Annotated in this window: 17 protein-coding genes; 5 read left to right on the top strand and 12 right to left on the bottom strand. The window is 49.5% G+C overall.

Annotated features, from left to right (window positions below; genetic code table 11):
* Positions 1 to 170: 170 nt before the first annotated feature.
* The 7 genes from tnpC to FIV46_RS11095 all read right to left on the bottom strand — a co-directional run bounded on the left by tnpC (position 171) and on the right by FIV46_RS11095 (position 6,295).
* Complete coding sequence (gene tnpC, locus FIV46_RS11125; protein ID WP_139941004.1) at positions 171 to 1,697, bottom strand: IS66 family transposase; 1,527 nt, start codon at positions 1,695 to 1,697, stop codon at positions 171 to 173.
* Between the two features lie 73 nt (positions 1,698 to 1,770).
* Positions 1,771 to 2,118, bottom strand: coding sequence for an IS66 family insertion sequence element accessory protein TnpB (tnpB, locus tag FIV46_RS11120; protein WP_139941003.1), 348 nt, complete (start codon positions 2,116 to 2,118; stop codon positions 1,771 to 1,773).
* Positions 2,115 to 2,513, bottom strand: coding sequence for an IS66-like element accessory protein TnpA (gene tnpA / locus FIV46_RS18480; protein WP_139941002.1), 399 nt, complete (start codon positions 2,511 to 2,513; stop codon positions 2,115 to 2,117). Before tnpA ends, tnpB begins: the two co-directional genes overlap by 4 nt.
* 526 nt (positions 2,514 to 3,039) lie before the next feature.
* Positions 3,040 to 3,732 (bottom strand): adenylate/guanylate cyclase domain-containing protein, encoded by a 693-nt coding sequence (locus FIV46_RS11110; RefSeq protein ID WP_139941001.1) that lies wholly within the window; start codon positions 3,730 to 3,732, stop codon positions 3,040 to 3,042.
* 2 nt (positions 3,733 to 3,734) lie between these two features.
* The gene (locus FIV46_RS11105; RefSeq protein ID WP_139941000.1) at positions 3,735 to 4,244 is read right to left on the bottom strand and encodes a Pycsar system effector family protein; all 510 of its coding nucleotides are present in this window, start codon (positions 4,242 to 4,244) and stop codon (positions 3,735 to 3,737) included.
* A 291-nt stretch (positions 4,245 to 4,535) separates the two neighbouring features.
* Positions 4,536 to 5,423: a cyclic nucleotide-binding domain-containing protein gene (locus FIV46_RS11100; RefSeq protein WP_219846090.1), complete on the bottom strand. Its 888-nt coding sequence runs from the start codon at positions 5,421 to 5,423 to the stop codon at positions 4,536 to 4,538.
* A 2-nt stretch (positions 5,424 to 5,425) separates the two neighbouring features.
* Positions 5,426 to 6,295 (bottom strand): WYL domain-containing protein, encoded by an 870-nt coding sequence (locus FIV46_RS11095; protein WP_181163204.1) that lies wholly within the window; start codon positions 6,293 to 6,295, stop codon positions 5,426 to 5,428.
* Between the two features lie 126 nt (positions 6,296 to 6,421).
* Here FIV46_RS11095 and FIV46_RS11090 point away from each other — a divergent pair, with 126 nt between their 5' ends.
* Both FIV46_RS11090 and FIV46_RS11085 read left to right on the top strand, forming a co-directional pair.
* Complete coding sequence (locus FIV46_RS11090) at positions 6,422 to 8,026, top strand: nucleotidyl cyclase domain-containing protein (RefSeq protein WP_139940997.1); 1,605 nt, start codon at positions 6,422 to 6,424, stop codon at positions 8,024 to 8,026.
* On the top strand, positions 8,023 to 8,820 hold the full coding sequence (locus FIV46_RS11085) for an E2 domain-containing protein (RefSeq protein ID WP_139940996.1): 798 nt from the start codon (positions 8,023 to 8,025) through the stop codon (positions 8,818 to 8,820). The genes FIV46_RS11090 and FIV46_RS11085 overlap by 4 nt, the downstream gene beginning before the upstream one ends.
* Positions 8,821 to 8,909: 89 nt before the next feature.
* On the opposite strand, the gene FIV46_RS11080 is transcribed toward FIV46_RS11085, so the two are convergent.
* Positions 8,910 to 9,821, bottom strand: a complete 912-nt coding sequence (locus FIV46_RS11080) for an ArdC family protein (protein ID WP_139940995.1) — start codon at positions 9,819 to 9,821, stop codon at positions 8,910 to 8,912.
* 367 nt (positions 9,822 to 10,188) lie between these two features.
* The gene (locus tag FIV46_RS11075) at positions 10,189 to 11,976 is read right to left on the bottom strand and encodes a ParB/RepB/Spo0J family partition protein (RefSeq protein WP_139940994.1); all 1,788 of its coding nucleotides are present in this window, start codon (positions 11,974 to 11,976) and stop codon (positions 10,189 to 10,191) included.
* A 415-nt stretch (positions 11,977 to 12,391) separates the two neighbouring features.
* On the opposite strand from FIV46_RS11075, the gene FIV46_RS11070 reads away from it, so the two are divergent.
* Together FIV46_RS11070 and FIV46_RS11065 are read left to right on the top strand one after the other, a co-directional pair.
* Positions 12,392 to 13,171 carry a DNA/RNA non-specific endonuclease gene (locus FIV46_RS11070; RefSeq protein WP_139940993.1) on the top strand — a complete coding sequence of 260 codons (780 nt, stop codon included), beginning with the start codon at positions 12,392 to 12,394 and terminating at the stop codon, positions 13,169 to 13,171.
* Between the two features lie 16 nt (positions 13,172 to 13,187).
* Positions 13,188 to 13,484 carry a hypothetical protein gene (locus tag FIV46_RS11065; RefSeq protein WP_139940992.1) on the top strand — a complete coding sequence of 99 codons (297 nt, stop codon included), beginning with the start codon at positions 13,188 to 13,190 and terminating at the stop codon, positions 13,482 to 13,484.
* 244 nt (positions 13,485 to 13,728) lie between these two features.
* Here the strand turns inward: FIV46_RS11065 and FIV46_RS11060 are convergent, their stop codons facing one another.
* On the bottom strand, positions 13,729 to 14,928 hold the full coding sequence (locus tag FIV46_RS11060) for a Fic family protein (RefSeq protein ID WP_219846089.1): 1,200 nt from the start codon (positions 14,926 to 14,928) through the stop codon (positions 13,729 to 13,731).
* Positions 14,929 to 15,209: 281 nt separating this feature from the next.
* Between FIV46_RS11060 and FIV46_RS11055 the strand changes: the two genes are divergently transcribed.
* On the top strand, positions 15,210 to 16,151 hold the full coding sequence (locus FIV46_RS11055) for a 3'-5' exonuclease (protein WP_139940991.1): 942 nt from the start codon (positions 15,210 to 15,212) through the stop codon (positions 16,149 to 16,151).
* A gap of 171 nt (positions 16,152 to 16,322) precedes the next feature.
* Here FIV46_RS11055 and FIV46_RS11050 read toward each other — a convergent pair whose 3' ends face one another.
* Both FIV46_RS11050 and FIV46_RS11045 read right to left on the bottom strand, forming a co-directional pair.
* Positions 16,323 to 17,390 carry a FecR family protein gene (locus FIV46_RS11050; RefSeq protein WP_181163203.1) on the bottom strand — a complete coding sequence of 356 codons (1,068 nt, stop codon included), beginning with the start codon at positions 17,388 to 17,390 and terminating at the stop codon, positions 16,323 to 16,325.
* A complete protein-coding gene (locus tag FIV46_RS11045) occupies positions 17,387 to 17,929 on the bottom strand; it encodes an RNA polymerase sigma factor (RefSeq protein ID WP_139940989.1) in 543 nt (180 codons plus the stop codon). The genes FIV46_RS11050 and FIV46_RS11045 overlap by 4 nt, the downstream gene beginning before the upstream one ends.
* Between the last annotated feature and the right edge of the window lie 106 nt (positions 17,930 to 18,035).

Below are 18,035 nucleotides of genomic sequence, written 5' to 3'. Positions count from 1 at the left end.
GGGATCTCCTTCAGGATGTTGGGGGTTTTTACAGTCTACAGGATGCCGCCCTCGCACGTCAGTACCAACCGCCTCGCTTGCCTGAAGGGTTACCCGAGCCGTGGCACCCCCCATTTGTAAGCGTCCGGTCTGAGGCGCCTTGTAAGTTAATTTGACGGTGTTATTAGAATTTACTTTTTGTAATTCCAGGGCAGCAGTTCGTCGATGCGGTTGACCTTATGGTCGTTGATGCGGCCCAGAATGTCCGTGAGCCAGGCCTCTGGATCTATGCCATAAAGTTTTGCCGTGCCGATCAAGGTGTAAGCGATGGCGGCGGATTTTCCGCCTCTGTCGGAGCCCATGAAGAGATAGTTTTTTCGTCCAACGGCGATCGGGCGTATGGCGCGTTCCGCGCTGTTGTTATCCAGCTCCAGGAAGCCGTGCTCCAACCACGGCGTCAGCCGTTTCATGCGACTGAGGCCATAGCGGATCGCTCCGGCAAGCGGGCTTTTGCCGGATATTGTTGTCAATTGTCGTTCGAGCCAGAGTTCCAGGTCCTCAAACAGGGGCTTGGCTTTGGCCTGGCGGACTGCCTTTCGCTTATCCGGCGGCTGGCCCCGCACCTCGTCTTCGATCTGGTATAGTTCCGCAATCCGTTTCAGGGCTCCGGCGGCACTGGCGGAGCCTTGTGACTTGTGGACGTCGAAGAGCTTGCGCCGGATATGAGCCATGCAGGCCACTTCCCTGACCTTGCCCTTTTCGGTGAGTTTGTTGAAGCCGGCATAACCGTCGGCATGCATCCACCCCTTAAAGTCCTTGAGGTGCTCAGCCGGCCATGCACCCTTGCGGTCAGGAGAATAGCGGTAATACACGGCGGGTGCATTCTCTCCATCCCACGGCCTCTCATCGCGCACATAAGTCCAGAACCTGCCGGTTTTTGTTTTTCCTGTGCCGGGGGACTGTACGCCAACCGGCGTATCATCGGCAAAGATCGCCTGTCCCGCCTTTACATGATATCCGATGGCCTCGGCCAGAGGCTCCAGCAGCGCGGTCGATTTGCCGACCCAGTCGGCCAGAGTTGAACGGTCGAGATCGACCTTCTCTCGGGCGAAGATCTGGCTCTGCCGGTACAGCGGCAAATGGTCACAATATTTTGATGTCAGCACATGGGCCAGCAATCCCGGCCCCGGCCGGCCGCGCTCAATGGGACGCGACGGCAGCGGCGCCTGATGAATAGTCTCACAGCAGGCGCAAGACAGTTTGGGCCGCACAAATCGGTTGACCCGGAAGCGGCCGGGCACATATTCCAGCTCTTCGGTCACATCTTCTCCGAGATGTTTGAGCCTGCCACCACAGTGATCACAGGCTCCCTCCTCAGCGAGGTCGGGAGATATGATCTGTTCATCGCGCGGCAAATGGCCCGGCAAGGGGGTGCGTTTTGGTTTGGCTTTTGGCGTTGGCGTTGGCGTTTCGACCGGCTCGGCTTCTCTCTGCTCGTTTTGATCTTGGGCCGCGGCAATCTCTTCGCTTTCCAGCACCAGCTCAAGCTGGTCCAGCATCTCGGAGCGCGCCCCGAACTGCTGCCGGCGCAGGCCGGACAGTTGATGCTCCAGCTTCTCGATCAGGAGGTCACGGGACTTGAGATCGGCGGTCAAGGCCGCGATCATGGCTTTCAGGGCCCTGGCGTCATCGGGCAGGTTCTGAGGGGCAGTCAACATGGATATTATATAGCCGATCACCCCTCGAAAGAGAACCGAAAATGCTCAATATCTCATTGTTTTCACAGAATAATCATCCCGCCGATAAGGGCTGCCATGTGCGTTCCGGCATGCGCCAGTCTATGCCCTCCAGCAGCATCGACAGTTGCGCCGGTGTCAAGCCAACCTTGCCGCCCGTCGACGACGGCCAGACAAAGCGGCCTCGCTCCAGGCGCTTGGAGAACAGACACGCCCCCTGACCGTCCCACCAGATCAGCTTGAGCAGGTCGCCGCGCCGCCCCCGGAACACGAACAGGTGGCCGGAATAAGGATCCTGTTCCAATACCCTTTCCGCCAGAGAAGACAAGCCAGCAAAACCCTTGCGCATGTCCGTCACCCCCGCCGCAAGCCAGACCTTGGTGTGGCTCGGCACCGGGATCATGCCGACCGCCTCAGAACAGATAAAGCCTCCGTCAGCAATTCAGAGGGCAGATCAGAAGCGCAGCGCAGGCGCGTCCCGCAGGGCAGATCGATCTCCAGACAGCCATCCGATACAGGGACTGACCCAATGACCTTATCGCCCATAGCCTCAGCACTCATGCCATCCGCGAACGGCGCCACTGTATCTGCTACAAGTTCAACCGGCAGAAAGTGCTGCTCCGCTAAAAAGTCATTGAGCTGCGGATCGCGCCGCCATTTGAAAACAAGATTGGCATTCAGATCATGCCGCCGCGCAACACAGGATACTGACTGACCCGGCTCATAACTGGCCGCGACAACCATGCGCTTGAAAGCCTGGCTATGAAAACGCCGCCGGCGACCCCTATTATTTGACATCGTTAGTGTCCACTTAACTTAGTGGACACCATCGCCCACTAAGACCCAAAGAATGACAGCACAAAAAAATCATACAAGGCGGACGAGACCGGACGCTTACCCCCATTTCACGCACCCTACCTTTCAATAGTCCTAGGAAATCCGCTGCTTTCCCACGCCCCGCACCAAAACACCCTTAACCCCGCAACCAACGGGTATCAAGCTCACTTTATTGGTTGCAGGTGATTTGGTCGTTATGGGCCGATTTTACTCTCCAGGGGTTACATGTACCCCCGTCTGGTTCAGTAGGAGATGAACGGCGTGGTGCGGACAGTGAGGGGGTCGAACGGCCCGGTCCCTGGAGGGAAAATGGATTTCTGCATAAGTCTTAAGACAAGAGAATGTGAAAGGTATAAGGACATGAACCCAGTCTTTAAAATCCAATTTGTCTAAGCCGGATAGAATGATAAAAAGCAGACGTGTAACCCGGCGGTATGCTTTTTAGTCACAACGATCCTGGGGGGAGGTATTAGAAACGGAATTTATTTTAGGGTTCTATAGGTGTCTTAGTTTTGTAGGCGTAGTAATTTTTCCCTGCAAAACTAAAGTTTTCTCTAGACCATCCGTCTTCATATTTTACTAATCTATTGCGACAAGTGCTAGAAACATATACCTCGAACGGATAGTCTCTAACATCTGACAGTTTTGCCGAGAAACTTGCCGATTTTCCAACCCAAATCAAGTCGTTATTGTCCCTAATTCCCGCACGAACAGCATAAGCCTCGCCAAAATCGATACCAATGCAATGTTTAATGCGTAGATTATTCTCGTCAATGGAACGAAATTTTGACTTTGCGAGCGGATTAAGCTTGTTGTGTACCATCCAGTCAATTTCTCGTGCTGTTAGAACTGCGTCAGTGCATGGCGTTTTTCCTTTAAAGATACCCATTACTCTATCACCATCAAAGCTTCTTACTTCGCCTCCGTTCACTCGAATGGATCGGGTGCAGCAATCTAAATAGGCGATAATAATTTTCGCTGTGGTTGACCAAGGGCATATCTCAGCAAGTTTTGATGAGCCGGCCAAGTCAGCATATAGAAATGCTGCTTCAATTTTTACAGCACCGTCCTTGAGTTTAACATCACTCGCATCAGGTATGACGTTCCCAGTCCGTACATCCCAAGTCGTACTTAAAATTTCTTCCATCTTTTCGGTGAGTTTATTCGACCAGTTGGACATGTTTAGAAAGTATTACCTGAAATAATAATTAGAAGGATCCAAAAAGGAACACAGACAACAAGAGAAATAAACCCCACTTGCATTTGTCTAAATTTCTTGTCCAGGAGTTTTGAATTAACATGAATTTGTATGAGCAAATCATCGATATATTTTTCACACGTAAGGTTCTTAAATGTTTCCATATAGGAGGAGATATCGTGATGTGCGATTGATCCAAAATATATTAGAGAGTTATTTGCCGCTTTTGTACGTGGGTAAAAGCCGTTACAAGCACAGACTGTGCTAATAGTTAGTAAACCAAAAGTCACAATAGCAAGCAATAGTATCAAACAGTCAATCCTATCCACCAAATCACTTATTGCGTTTGCAGCGATCCCCATCATGGTAAAGCTTATGCCCGAGATAAAGAACAGTCGGGTGTCGTACTTACTAATCCAGTTCAATTGCCTCTCAAGGTTCTTCTCAGCTGCGGATATCTTTTCAGTTAAAGTCAATACTGTTTCGGTATTCATCGTTGACGTATTTTCAATGGGCTATGCGTTTCAAGATTGGGATTGGTTTCCAAATTATCAATTTTACTAGGGTGTTGTATATAAAAATACTTTTCAAAAATACGCCAACGGCAATATTTCTGAAAGTAATGATGTAGAAAAAGCGGAAGGCTAAGATTAGGTCTGTTAAGCAACCGAAGTTACAGATAGATTTGGGGGTAGTTGGGGCAGGTTAGATCTTTTCAACAAGTCTCTCGGCGCGCTGGAAATCTTAATTACGATAATAATAAAGCTTTCTTAAATGCGGACTATTCATTTTTTAGATCGAACAAGATCCATATCAAATTTTCCAGCATACCGAAAAAGTAGCAAGAGTGTAAAAGTTCCGACAATATATAGACCCAGTCTTTGTTCTGTATGTACGCTGAAATCAATTAACGGCCAATCAACTTCCTTTCCATCAATTGTCAAAGCAAAGCTCAAAGAGCCATAGATAATATACCCGATTAGTGCAGAACCAGTCATTATCGCCAAATTACGATACCTCAGTTCTGGGTTGAAAATTAGCATGAACACAAAAGAGATCAAGCCTACAGGGAGGCTTGTAAATATAATTTGTGTAGTGGTCAAAGCTTCAGATTGCCATGCAATGAAACCTGTTATTATAGATGCTGTCATTCCCACAATTGCAGAGATTGCCAACCATGGGAAGCCTTTTGCTTTAGTGTTTTCACCAAGCTGAAGAATCTTTTTACGAGAGAGGGTATCGATCGAGTCTTCTAGGTTATTGGCGAATACAGAATGCTCAATAATCAATTTTCGGAAGTCAGTTCCAGACAATACAATAGCTTCGAGTTTTTTGGATTCTACGATTACATCTGCAGTTCGTGTTTCTCCAGCTTTTTTTGCGGCCATTTCGCCGAAGCTATATGGCGTATTTCGCTTATCAATTACTCTTTTGTTGACCCGGATCGTCACTTCACCTGAGAGTATAAAATATACACAGTCGTCGTCCGCCCCTTGTTCGATAACTTTTTCATTTTTAGAAAAAGTTATCAGTTTTCCTCTCTGCAGCACTTTCTCGGCAATTTCTTGGTTGTTTGAAATCAGCTCATTTCTAAGTAGTATGGATTTTTGCCGCTCAAGTGTTTCTGTGTCCAGCAAGTTTGAGAGTTTTGCCTGTTCTTCGATATTGTCCATTTTCACCTGTCTAGACATGCCGTCACTTCTTCAAGGTTAGAAATCTGAAGGTGAAAACTACTTTTATTTCGGATATGTTCACCCTCTTTCTCTCTTGGATCAAAACCATAGAAACGTAAGTAATAGAATAACATTGCCTGACGCACATCTACAGCGAGTCTGCCGTCATCCATGTCATATTCAATCTGAATATGTCTCTTTTGTCGCTCTTCGAGACTAGGATCAGGTTGAAGAATTAATTCAATATTTGACGACCATCTTTTATCTTCTGGAATTTCTTCACCCTGGCAATCCAAGAGATGGATTTTTTCAATCCGCGATAGAACAAAATCGGAGTATCTGTCCTTGTCTCCGTCATAAGCTCTCATATGCCATCGGTGGCCATCACTAGCGATGGCATGAGGAAAAAGCTGTCTAGGCGTTTCTGATTGCGAACTCAAAGAAACATACATCACTTCGACACATTTACGGTCTCGAATCGCATGCAGTACTGCTTTCAACGTTGTTGGGGTAATTTTCCTTGAGGCGACCGCCACAGCATCAAAAGCAGGAATGGTCGTTGGCCAAATCTCATCTGGCTCACGATAACCATGACAAAGCATTTCCAAATGAAGCAAATATTCTGAAGCGTCTCCCTTGATAAACGCCGGTTGGAAATCAGGTGGAGCAACATATGTCCTTTGCCGAGGATCATATGTCATGTTCTTTGGGGCAATGTCCAAATAGGAGGTGAGATCAAGTGTAGCTTGCTGAGGTGAAATCTCAAATTTCTGCATAAGAAGCTTTCGGCCAACAATTCCTTCCCACATAAGCTGGAATTCTATGAATTCATACCGCTTTCTTTGACCTGGTTTAATACCATCAATTTTCATAGATGTTTCCTCCTTCGCAGATTCTAGCATGTTGACATTTTGTGTAATAGTCCTAAAATATAGGAGTACATTAAATTTTAGAATCAGCGCGGCGCAAAGGGTGCGGTGCTAAGAAGGATACTAACCATGCCCTGGAATCAGGATACCGCGCTGGCGCGCATAAAGAAATTGAAGAGTGAAGTGCCCGATTTTGACGTTCGACAGTTTCAAGAATACTGGCAACTTTACAAGGCGGAACAAGCCGCACGCTCCATGCAAAAGCAGCCTGCAACGCCACCACTCTTTAGTTTGCCCAAAAACAGAGCAATCGTTGTGGACACGGTCCAAGTATATATCGCAATTACAAACTATGACGACTACCGTCTTGAGGATGGTCGGGAGACCGAATCCTCTCACAAACGCGCATTGCAACTTCTGCATTTGTACTATAGCGCGGCAGACAGGGCGATTGAGGCCTCATCTGCACAGAGAGTAGATTTTCATAATGGGCGCGTACATGCCGTTGTTCTAGAGCGGGGTAACAAAGGTATAACAGCAGACACAATTTCCGAAGCCTTTGCATTCATTGAAGACTTTAAGAGACTTGCTGCTGCTGCCAATAGAGAGTTAGCCGGTAGTGAGTTTAATGTGACTTTCAGGATTGGCGTCGATGTCGGCACTTGTGTGGCAATCAACAATGGCACAGGTTGTGAACAAGAGCCGATGTTCCTTGGAAGTGCAGCCAACCACGCCGCCAAGCTTGCTTCTGGGCAAGAACCTGGAGTGTATGTTTCTGATAGAGTACGAAATATTGTCGGTTTTCAGAGTGTGGGGGTTCTGAGTGAAATTATGGGGCTTTCTGACCACGATATTTCTTTGAACTCTGCACGCCGCATGGAGAATGATCAACTGGTCTATGGAGTACAAGATCGCAGTGCGTACGTGCAACAAGTGATGGGAAATTGGCAGCAGGAAATAAAGCGTGGTGAATTTCCTGATTATACTAACCCGAATTTCAGTTTCTACTACAAGGAACCTCCCTTAAGTAAGATCAATTATTCAGAGCTTCAGCCAAGCAGATCTATTAGGATGCCCGTTGTTTCCATCTTTGCTGACCTCTCCGGTTACACCGCATATATTGACAATGCGGTCTCCACAGGTAGCATTCGAGAGGCTGTTACTGCACTTTATGTTATACGCCAGGAATTCCAGAATGTGGTTGAAAAGGATTTTGGTGGAAGAAAAGTGCGCTTCATTGGAGACTGCATTCATGCAGTGGTCGCTGAAGGAACAAGTACTGAGACGAAAGAGCGAGAAAGCGTAGCCACTGCGGCGCTATGTGCTGGCGGATTACAATCATCTTTCAGGTTATGCAAGGAAGTACTGGGGAATTTAAACAGTCTTGGATTGGCAATCGGAATTGAGCTTGGTCCAACGCCAATCTCCAGGATAGGAATTCGCGGTGAGCGCTCCGTTAGGGTGGCCTCAAGTATCGCAACAACGCTTTCGGAAAAAATGCAGAAAGAATGCGAAGAAAACGGAGTAAAATTTGGCATCAATGCTCTTCGTGCTGCACCCGCGGCACTTGAGGATCTGTTAAATAATGCGGGCTATAGCGCTGAAATGGATTATGGGGAGGTTGCAATCTGCTTATCGGCTACTCCTTCGGCTATAGCCTCTGGACCCGCTGTAGCACGCGCTCATGCACCAGTAAATGTTCCTCAACCACGCGCACATTTTAAATCTGAATGAATTCACTCGATTTGCTCATTAAAAACAACCCAACATGGGTAACGATGCAGGAGAGTTCGCAGGAGAGGGTGAAAATACTCGTTTCACCCCCTTCGATGGGAACTGCGACACAGCGCGATTTTTATTTAGAGTTGCGGTCGTCAAATCAACGGGGTGTTCGTGTTTTTGAACAGAAGAATCACAAGCAATTTCCTGACTGCTGTATTGAGCGGCACATAAATTATGATAGCAGTTTTTGCGTATACCGTGGCTCAGAGGAAAACCTGGAAGACCAAGATAGAGCTATTGCTTGGTGGTCAAATCTCGCTGTTTATCTCAACAATCAAATCTATGCAGAGAAATATGGTCTCTGGCCGTTAGCCTCTGGGCTGAGCCATGGTGATGCCGCAAATGAGCAACTCGCAATGGAAGAGCTCGTTGAAAATCTCGGTTGGAAAGATGAGCTTTTAAAGGCAATTTTCCGAAGTAGCGGTTGGCTGGCAGAACCTCTGCCGCGTATTTCAAAGACACATGATCAAATGTTGAATGCACGAGCACCGTGCCCTAGGGGATGTACTCGAAAACATAAAATTTTGCGGAATCAAAGCTGTGAACGAAAGCAATGTAGTTCAGGCTGCACAAAACAACATAAGCCGATCCTCCGTAAAGACTGCCCCAATAGGGAAGTAATAGAACAGTTGGTTTTCCATGAATATCGACGCAGGAAGGCTGAAGCTGAACTTGTGGATGGCCTATTGCAGAAAGGAATACAGTGTTGTGGGTCTATGAAGAACTGCCAATTACGGGATAGGTAGGTATTTATTTTCTCTCTAGAGAATATACCAAGGAAAGGCCCCGGGTAACGCGGGGCCGAGAATTTTGGCCGTTTTTAACTACTAGGAGCTCAGGTCTCCCTTTGCAGTTGATGTAAAAAGTCGATTGCCTTTTGGGCTTCCTTTGCCGCTCTGAAAACGGCCTTCTTGTCATTCCTGAGGGCTTTCAACCATGACTGAATGTAGGCGGCATGGTCCAGCCTCGGTTGGGGGGTAACAGATAGCCTGCTGCACAAGAAAGCAGCCCCCAGCTCGGCAATAAGTTCTTCAAAGGCATATTTCTGATCGGCGAACTTTTCTCCCTTGTCCCGGTTTAGGCGATGTTCAGCACCGCTCCAATGGGTGAGTTCATGCAGGATTGTGCTGTAATATCCTTCGGTGGCGCTGCTGTATTCCGTCTCTGTGAAAAGATCTCGGGACGGAATGAATATCCGATCCAGGGTAGGGGAGTAATAGGCCCGGTTTCCGCCATGAGAAATATGGGCTCCCGTGCCGGCAATGAACTGCTCGACTTCCTCCATCTCAGTCACCGGGCAGGGGGTATTTTCTCCTTCCGGGTCTTGGTTGCCTTCTGCTCCGGCCCAGTCCTCTACCTGGTCGGCATTAAAGACCCGACTTGCCCGGGCAAAATGCCGGGTGACAAGCTCGGTCTCTCCGGGAACGGCTTCCCCGTTGATCATTTTGTCTTCTTCCCGTTCAAAGGCTTTGTAGAAGATGATAAATGAAGATTTGCTGCCTTTCTTGATCCTGGCGCCCTGTTGTTTCCACTGCTTGAAAGTGCCCCAGCAGGGTGAACTGAAGCCCTTCAGATAGGCTTCTACCCAAAGATTGAGAATGTTGATCCCCTGATAGTAGTTTCCGGTATGGGCATTTACAGGCAGGGACAGACCGCTGTTCCAAGGCAGACTGCAGCTGATGCTGCCTTGCTCGAGGGCTTCCACAATTCTGTCGGTGACGGTCTGGTAGATATCGATATTGGTCATGGTCTTCACTCCTGTAAGGTGCTGGTTTGATCTTTGGCCCACAGTGGACCGCTGCTTTACCTTTCGAGGGGCGAAGGGGGGCCATCGAAGATGGTGGGGAAACAATCCCGGTGGTTGTTTCCCCAGACCCCCGCCGGGTTCAGGAGGAGATCAAGGGTGTGGTGCGGACAGTGAGCGAAGCGAACAACCCGGTCCCTTGAGGGACGATGGGTTCCGGCATAAGCTCGAAAGACAAGGAAAAGCAAAAGGTGAGGGCGTGTCGCCCACTTTATTCGGACATGTCCTGTCCGCGCGTTCAGTACCAGGCCAGTCCCCATTATCGGGAACTGGCCATTTGATGGGAGTTGTACTTCCTGCTTGGCGGAAATTATCTCGTCATGATCTCCGGGATATAGTCAGAGCATTTTTCCTCGGCATAGGCGACGAGTTCACCCTTCTTCTTTTTCATCAGGGCAAGTTCATTCTGCTTTGGCTGCCGGGATTTGATGATTTCGCAAAGCTTCTCTTTTGAGAGGAACCTGAAGCAGTTTTCCGCGGTCGGCGTCCAATATTTCAGGATGTCGATATCAAGATCGGTCAGGATCCTTTCAACGAATACTGTCTCATTGCTCTCTGTTTGCAGGACGCTGGAAAAACACAGGGCGATACAGAAGGCAAGGAACTCTTCCTTGTCTTTTTTCTCCATGCTTCGGACGCACGTGTAAACACTCGCGAAATCATGCTCTTCAAGCCGGGTAAAAGGTTCAAGCAAACCGGCCCTTTTTTCCTCAAGCAATTGCGCAGCCTGTGTGTGCTCTTCAATGCTGGTGTCATGCTCCGCCAGAGAAAACCGCACTTGAAGCGGATTGCCTTGTGAGCCGCCGCGACAATGCAGGCTTGATAACACGATGGAGACGATCAGCAGGTCATAGGCAAAATCCGGATTGCTGCTGATTTCATATTTCAGGATTTCATTTCGGCGGCTTGTCAGATGGGTCACCAGTTTGTCGGAGAAAACACGCTTGGTGTTTTTCTTGTTCGCCGCCCCGGTTTTTTCGGGCTCATAGATGCCTTTCACATAAGCCAGCGTGCCGTCATATCTGAGGGAGAGGCCAACCCCGGAGGAGGCTTTCTGCTTCCCGGTATATTCATAGGCCATTTTATTGATCTCGGACTGTTCCTGCTCCAGCATGTTGGCTTTCTCACAGCTTTTCTCGGTCTCGGGACCGGTAGAGAGCTTTTCCATTTCCTCCTCAATTTCTGTGAGGCGGTTTTGCTCTGGTTCAGTGAACTCCCGCTGCTGCGGCCGATGGGTGCAGAACTCATAGGAATAGAGATATTTGTCCTCGTCAAACTCAACCCAGGCCCAGCCGTCTGCTTTGAGGGTTTCGATTTCCCGGTCGACTTTGTCCTGCATCAGTTTTTCCAGCAACGCCCCGTCATCGAAATATTCCACTTCGCTGAATAGGTCGCTGGTGACGGCGCCTCCGGCGTCCCGGTAGGTGTCCACTCCCACAAACCTTCCGTATTTGTGCAGGGTGGAGTATTTTTCGTCCGTGAGACAGCGTTTTACAAAGTCCGGGTTCATGGCCCATCCTTTGTTGCAGCGTTCGTAGACTTCAAGCTGTTTGCCGTGATCATCCGACAGGGTGAACAGCATAAGCTGCTCCAGGGTCAGATTATCGTTTTTATATTCCTCAATCAGCTCGGGAGCGACGACCGCAAGCTTGAGACGCTGTTTGACCACCAGTTCGGACACGCCGAATTTTGCGGCGATATCCGTGACGGACAGTCCGGTCTTGGCGAGTGTGTGAAACGCCTCAAACTGGTCTGCGGCGTGCATATTCTCGCGGACCTGATTTTCCGCAAGTGAGACTTCATTACTGATTTTTCCGTCAAAGACGGTACAGCGCAGGCTGCTGTCCGGGGACCAGAACTTCTCTTTGACGAGTTGTTGGGCGGCGAGATAGCGTCTTTGCCCGGCAACGATCTGATGCTTTGAGCCGCGTGCCTTGATCACAGTTAAGGGATGGATGAGGCCGGTCGTGGCCGGGTCATGCTCGTAAAGGCTTTTCATGCTGGCCACCAGTTCAGGCAGTCGGCCATGAATGTTTGTTTTCCGGGCATTTTCCTTTGCCACACTCAGGTTGCTGATTTTGATGAGTTGTTCTTTCATGATCTTTCCTTTCGAAGTTTGATAACTCCCCCCTCCCGCGCGTTCATTTCCCCGTGAGCGGGGGGCTGAGAACAGGAGCAGAAGTCGGCATGAGAATGTGTCACCCGAAGGGATACACCCTTTGGGTAGTAGACTGCTTGCCAGTTGACATGAGAGATCAGGCAGACTTAAAAGCGACGATCAGCCTCCCCGCGTGGAAATCATCATTAAATTTTATAATCTGCCTGCTTTACAGCCTGGCCCGGGCGGTGCAGGGCATGAAGTTCCTGATGCAGGTTTGCGTGGACGCCCCGGGTTTCTGAATCCTTTGAGTGGAGAGAAGCCCATTTCAAACCACTATTCATGAATAAATAATGATGTATGATGAGGTATCTGGTTGCATATCTTTGGGATTATTTTACTTGGGAGAAAGAAAATGCGACATTTCCTGACCTTCATCTGTTCAGTGTTTATTATCAGCTTGTCCTCTGCTTCCGGCCAGGCCGGGGAGGTGCATATCGTGCATTGCCTCAAGGGCTGCCCGACAGGCGCGCCGGAGAGTAATGATCTTATTATTCGGGAGATCTTCGCGCTCTCCTCCAATGACGCCACCAAGTTTGCGGATTGGGTGGCTTACCGGGTCACTTCCGAGACCATCGGGACCTCAAAGTCCCTGAACCGGGACTGGGAAGAGGACCCCTTCCTTGAAGATAATGAGACCCTGGAACCTGACGATTATAAGAGCGCCTTTAATGAGCTTAAAACCGACCGCGGACATCAGGCGCCATTGGCGAGCTTCGCCGGCACGGTCTTCTGGCGCTCAACGAATATTCTCTCCAACATCACCCCGCAAAAGAGTGACCTGAACCAGGGAGCCTGGGTAGCGCTTGAGAGCGCGGTGCGGGACGTGGCTTACGCTCGCAAGGAGATCTATGTGGTGACAGGTCCGCTCTATGATCCCAATGAGAACCAGATGACGCTTCCGCGGGCAGATGAGAGCCATAATGTGCCGACCGGTTACTTCAAGGTGGTGGCGACCGCGGGGGGAGCCATGACGGCTTTCATCTTTGACCAGGACACGGATCGTGACGACAGCCATTGCAGTCATATCAAAACGCTTGCGGATGTCGAGAGCCAGAGCGGCCTTGATCTTTTTCCCGAAGCGCCCTCTGCCTGGCCCACCGGGGATCTGAACGCGGCCCTTGGCTGTCCTTAAAAGAGGAGGTGGCGCTATGAAGAAACAGGTGCTTATTGCTTTTGCACTATGTTTCCTGCCGGTGGCCGTCTTTGCTGCTGAGGCGGGCGACAAAGCTTCCCTCACGGACAAGGAGATCCGCCAGATCCTGATCCAGCAGTCCCAGGTAGGATATCCGGGCAATTGTCCCTGTCCTTACAATCGGGCCGCCAATGGTAGTCTCTGCGGCAAGCGGAGCGCCTATTCAAAGCCTGGCGGCTATGCGCCGCTTTGTTATCCGGCCGATGTTTCAGATGCGATGGTGCAGAATTATCGCGCGCAGCAGGGTAAGTGAGCCGGCCGCGGCGCCGTTAAAGATGAACCTGGGAATAAGTGCGCACAATTCGCGCAATTTTACCTCTTAACCGTATGAGTTTTATCGGCTGTTCGGTGCCTGCTGCCAGCACCTCGGATAAGACGCCATTTTCGATCCAAAATTTTTGGCCAAAATTCCGGGCCAAAATTAGGTTATTGTGTTGTGCCAAAATTAGGTTTTTGTGTCGATTTCTGGATTGAAGAGTGTGGAAATTCGCAGAATTCTAGGGCTTTTCCGGAAATAGTCCCGGCATCCAGCGAGCGGCAAGTTTGGCGGGGAATGCCAGATGGAGCGGCGCCCGGGTGCTTTCTGAAGTCAGGACCCCCTGATCCAATAATGCAGATGTTACGCGCCGGGCATTGCGCTCGCTGGTGTTAAGAAGTCCTGCTACATCACCACGAGGCAGGATGCCGCGGTAAAGAATGGTCTCGAGAACAATGTTCGACTTGGGGGGCAGCGTATCCATCCTCATTTCTTCCTCCGCCCATATCAGGATTCTGTTTCGGAGCCGGTCGGGTTGCATAAGGCTTTCCATGAAGTTGACCTGATCGATACATATCTGCAGGAAGAATTTTGAAAAATCGGCCAAGGATTCTTCACTCAGGTTCCCGCGGCCATCCAGATCGTTTCTGCGAGGCAAGTCGCAAGCTGCCAGGTGGGATTTATATAATCCCTCATTTCTGGCCAGTCCTCTCGCTATGGACCATATGCCACCGGTATCAAGGCTGTCATTAAGCATGGCATAAGACATTAACCTGGCGACACGGCCATTCCCGTCCAAGAATGGATGCATCCACAGAAATCTATGATGTGCAGTAGCCGCGGCGAGGACAGAGTCTACTCTGCCAAGTTTTTTATAGACTTTTTCAAAATGTTTTAGAAAGCGGGGCAGGGCACCTGGGCTTATGGGAATGTGCCTGCCAACTTTTACGTCTTTCTGGCGTAGCTCGCCAGGATTTACTTTTAGACGTTCGCCAGTTTCCTTATTCTCCACCCAAAGCAATTCCTCTGGTAAAAGATCATAGAAACGGCGGTGGAGTTCCAGGATGCCCTCTACCGATGTTGCTTGTCCTGAAAGCCCCTTTTCATCAATCCATCTTTGAACAGCGATATGGGCCCGTGCTTCAAGTTGTAAATCTCGTTTTTGCGGATCCTGACTGTAGTCTTCTGCAAGGGCGCGCTCAATGTCTATGGGGTGCGTGTCATGTCCTTCGATCAGGTTGCTATAATAGCAGTTCATGGACCGAACGAGGTTAGACAAGGCTATTACAATATCTTCCGGCAGGCTTCTGCGTAGGCTTGTTGACTGGGCGGTAAGCTCCATGACCAAATCGGCTAACTCTCCGCGATGGTGTGAGCTTTCAGATATAAGCAGAGGTTCCATAAGTGTCACTGCTTCATTGCGGTCATTGGCCTCATTCATGTCCGGTTTATTGTCCTGTTTGCTTATTATATAAATATATATATCACAAATAGTTAATCATATAAAGTCAATAAAAGTGATGTAAAAATGGCCGGTTTATGTGCCGCTTTTACACTTCCATTGCAATTGTTCAAATAACAAAACTCCTGATTTATGTTAGATAGAAATTTGTAAGTAATAAAATTGATGGTTCAATCCGAAGTTTCTCGATTACTTGCCGGTAAGGGGAGAATATCGGACTATCGGGGGGAGAAGCATCTATCAGTCGGAGGAAAATAGTCATGACAATGCCCCAGCTCCAGTTCTTCAGTGATGATGGTTATGAAGACGCTATCCAAATCCTTGAGCACTCCTCTGATCACCGTATCCTGCGCCGGGTAGATTTCCCGGCTCATGCTATTGCCCTGACCGATTTACCTCATCATGAGCGCTGCATTGTCAGGAATGGGATTTTTCTGGATACGGAAACGACCGGCATGGATCATGAAACAGATGAGGTCATTCAGCTTTGTATGATGCCGTTTCGCTTTGCAGTGGATGGAGAGACCAAAGAGTCTTATCTAATTGAAGTGCAAAAGCCCTATATCGGGCTGCGGGAACCGGGCAAGCCGGTCCCGGAAGAGATCGTTCAGCTTACCGGTATTACCAATGAAATGCTGAAGGGGCAAAGTCTCGACCTGGAGGCGATCGAAGAGCTTATTGCGGGTGCTGATATTATTGCTGCTCATAATGCGAAGTTCGATCGACCGTTCGCCCACAAAATTACCGAAAGTTTTGCTGGCAAATATTGGGGCTGTTCTATCTCAGATGTGAACTGGGCGGGGCAAGGGTTTGAGAGTATGAAGCTCTCCCTTCTGGCGGTCGAACTGGGCATGTTTTTTGATGCTCACCAGGCGGATAAGGACTGTCTGGCCGCCTTGGCCATTCTGGCCCAGAACACGCCGGAGGGCGACAGTTACTTCAGCCAGATGATTACTGGCGCCCGAACGACCACCGTGACCCTGCGGGCGCAATATACGCCCTTCGAGACCAAGGATCTACTGAAGACGAGGGGATATTATTGGCGAGACGGCAGTGATGGCACCATCAAGGGCTGGGAAATATCCGTGCCGGCAGACAAGGCCCTTGAGGAAAAGGAATGGCTTCAGAGCGAGGTATATGGAGGAGGAGAGGCCTCCATCGACGAGCGGGAGCTGACAGGTTTGACCCGGTTTTCGAAATAATTTCTAGTGATCCACTCTATGTAGTATTGCCACGCTGATAAACGTCACGCCGTCGCTTATACGTTAAACCGTATAAAACGGAATTATGCGGTAAAGCGTATAAAACTGCAGAATTTTGCGGTGAGGCAGCAAAGTATAATACGTCTTAAATTACTGCCTGATTGCGGGATACTAATTCAATTTGGAGGCTTTCGCAGGGATGAGATAGCTGCCGTCATCAGTCAGTTTTAATCCCTGAAATTCACAGAGTATTTGAATTGCCTCCGTTGCAGACGTGGGGAGGATACCACTGATACGTCGCTCCCCAATCTCAGGAGCGGCAAGTTCAAATCTCCTGGCTGAGTATCTGTTAATCTCCTCCAGCACTTCCTTGAGCTTTTGATTTTCAAAAATGATTTTTCCACTTCGCCATTCGGAGGCACCTCGTCTCGGGATGGGAACAGCCGCAGAGGGATGCTTGTCGGATAAAGTGATTTCCGTGGCCCTGTCGCTCTTGCGATCTGCTTCCAGATATACGGGTGTTACTTTTGCAAGGGACTTCGACAATGATACTTCCGGCTCTACTTTTACCTTTCCTTCCAACAGACGAACAATGGCCTGTTTGTTTTTCAGGCTGATGTCAAACTCAGTCCCAAGAGCCGTGACCCGGCCTGTTGGAAAAGTCACGACGAAGGGGCGCTTCTGATCCTTGGCGACCTTGAAGTAAACCTGCCCTTTTTGAAGAGAGATATATCTGGACTGGTCCTGATATTTGACCGAGACGCGACTGTCGGTATTGAGCGTAAGTTCCGATCCATCCTCAAGGAGAACGATCTTCTGTTCGCCGACAATTGATTGATAGGTCACCGGCATGCTGACCTCCTTTGGGGCGGCGAGCAGCAGCAAGGCGAGGAGGGCAATGAGAGACAATGCCAGGGGGCGGTGGAAGCAGGAGGATTGTAGTCGAGGCAATCTCAGTCTTCTCCGACGTATGGGTATCTCCTGACAAATGTCCGTGGAAGCGGAGAGCTGATCCTGAAAGTTCGGATCATGAAACAACTGATCCAGCCTGTTCTGCAGCTTCCCACACTTCTGATAGATTAGGAGGTTGGCTTTGTCTTCCATGAGCCACTTCTCGAATTCACCCTGGTCAGCTTCAGTCATCGTGCCTTCCAGGTTTCGTCTGTGCCAGACAGCGGCCTGTTGAAGGCGGAGTTCCTGTACCGACAGTTTGATTGTACTTCGCGGAAGATGGCTCACAGGTCATCCTCCATCTCGTCGATCAGGATGCAAAATGCCTGCTCCAGCAGAAGATTTATGCGTTTGAGGGGCAGGCCAAGTTGGCTGGCGATCTGTCGTTTGGGGAGCCCCCTGAACCGATACAGCAAAAGAACCTGTCGTGCGTCATCGGGCAGTCGGTCAATCTGTTCCATAAGCCGTCGCAAGTCCTGCCGGGAAGCGACCGCACGGTCCGGCGACAGCCGGTCGCGGGGAATTTTACCTTCAGGTAAATTCTCCAAAGGAAGATGATCTTTCGTATGTCGGTGTGCTTCCGTCCTGAAGTGATCTTTCAGGGCATATCTTGCGATGTGGAACAGGAAGGGCGGTTCTGGAGAATATTTGCCGGAGCGTGTGAGTTTAAAAAAGCGAAGGAAAATATTCTGGGCGAGATCGTCCACGTCCGGCCCTGCGGCGCCCCGTCTCTCAAGAAATGAGACCAGGGGAGAAAGCCAGGTCCGGTAGAGACTGTCGAAGTCCGGCGGCTGCACGCAATCCTCAGAAAATTTCTGTTCCGACAAGCCATACCCCCGTTTAGTGAAGTGATTCCGGGAAAATTCAGTTCCGTCACTCTGCGTTGATCATGGAGTAGGAGCTTCCCTGAGTTTATTATGAATTCTCCCCGAA

This window comes from Emcibacter nanhaiensis (assembly GCF_006385175.1).
GTDB lineage: Bacteria > Pseudomonadota > Alphaproteobacteria > Sphingomonadales > Emcibacteraceae > Emcibacter > Emcibacter nanhaiensis.
This window is presented reverse-complemented; position numbering and strand designations above follow the sequence as displayed.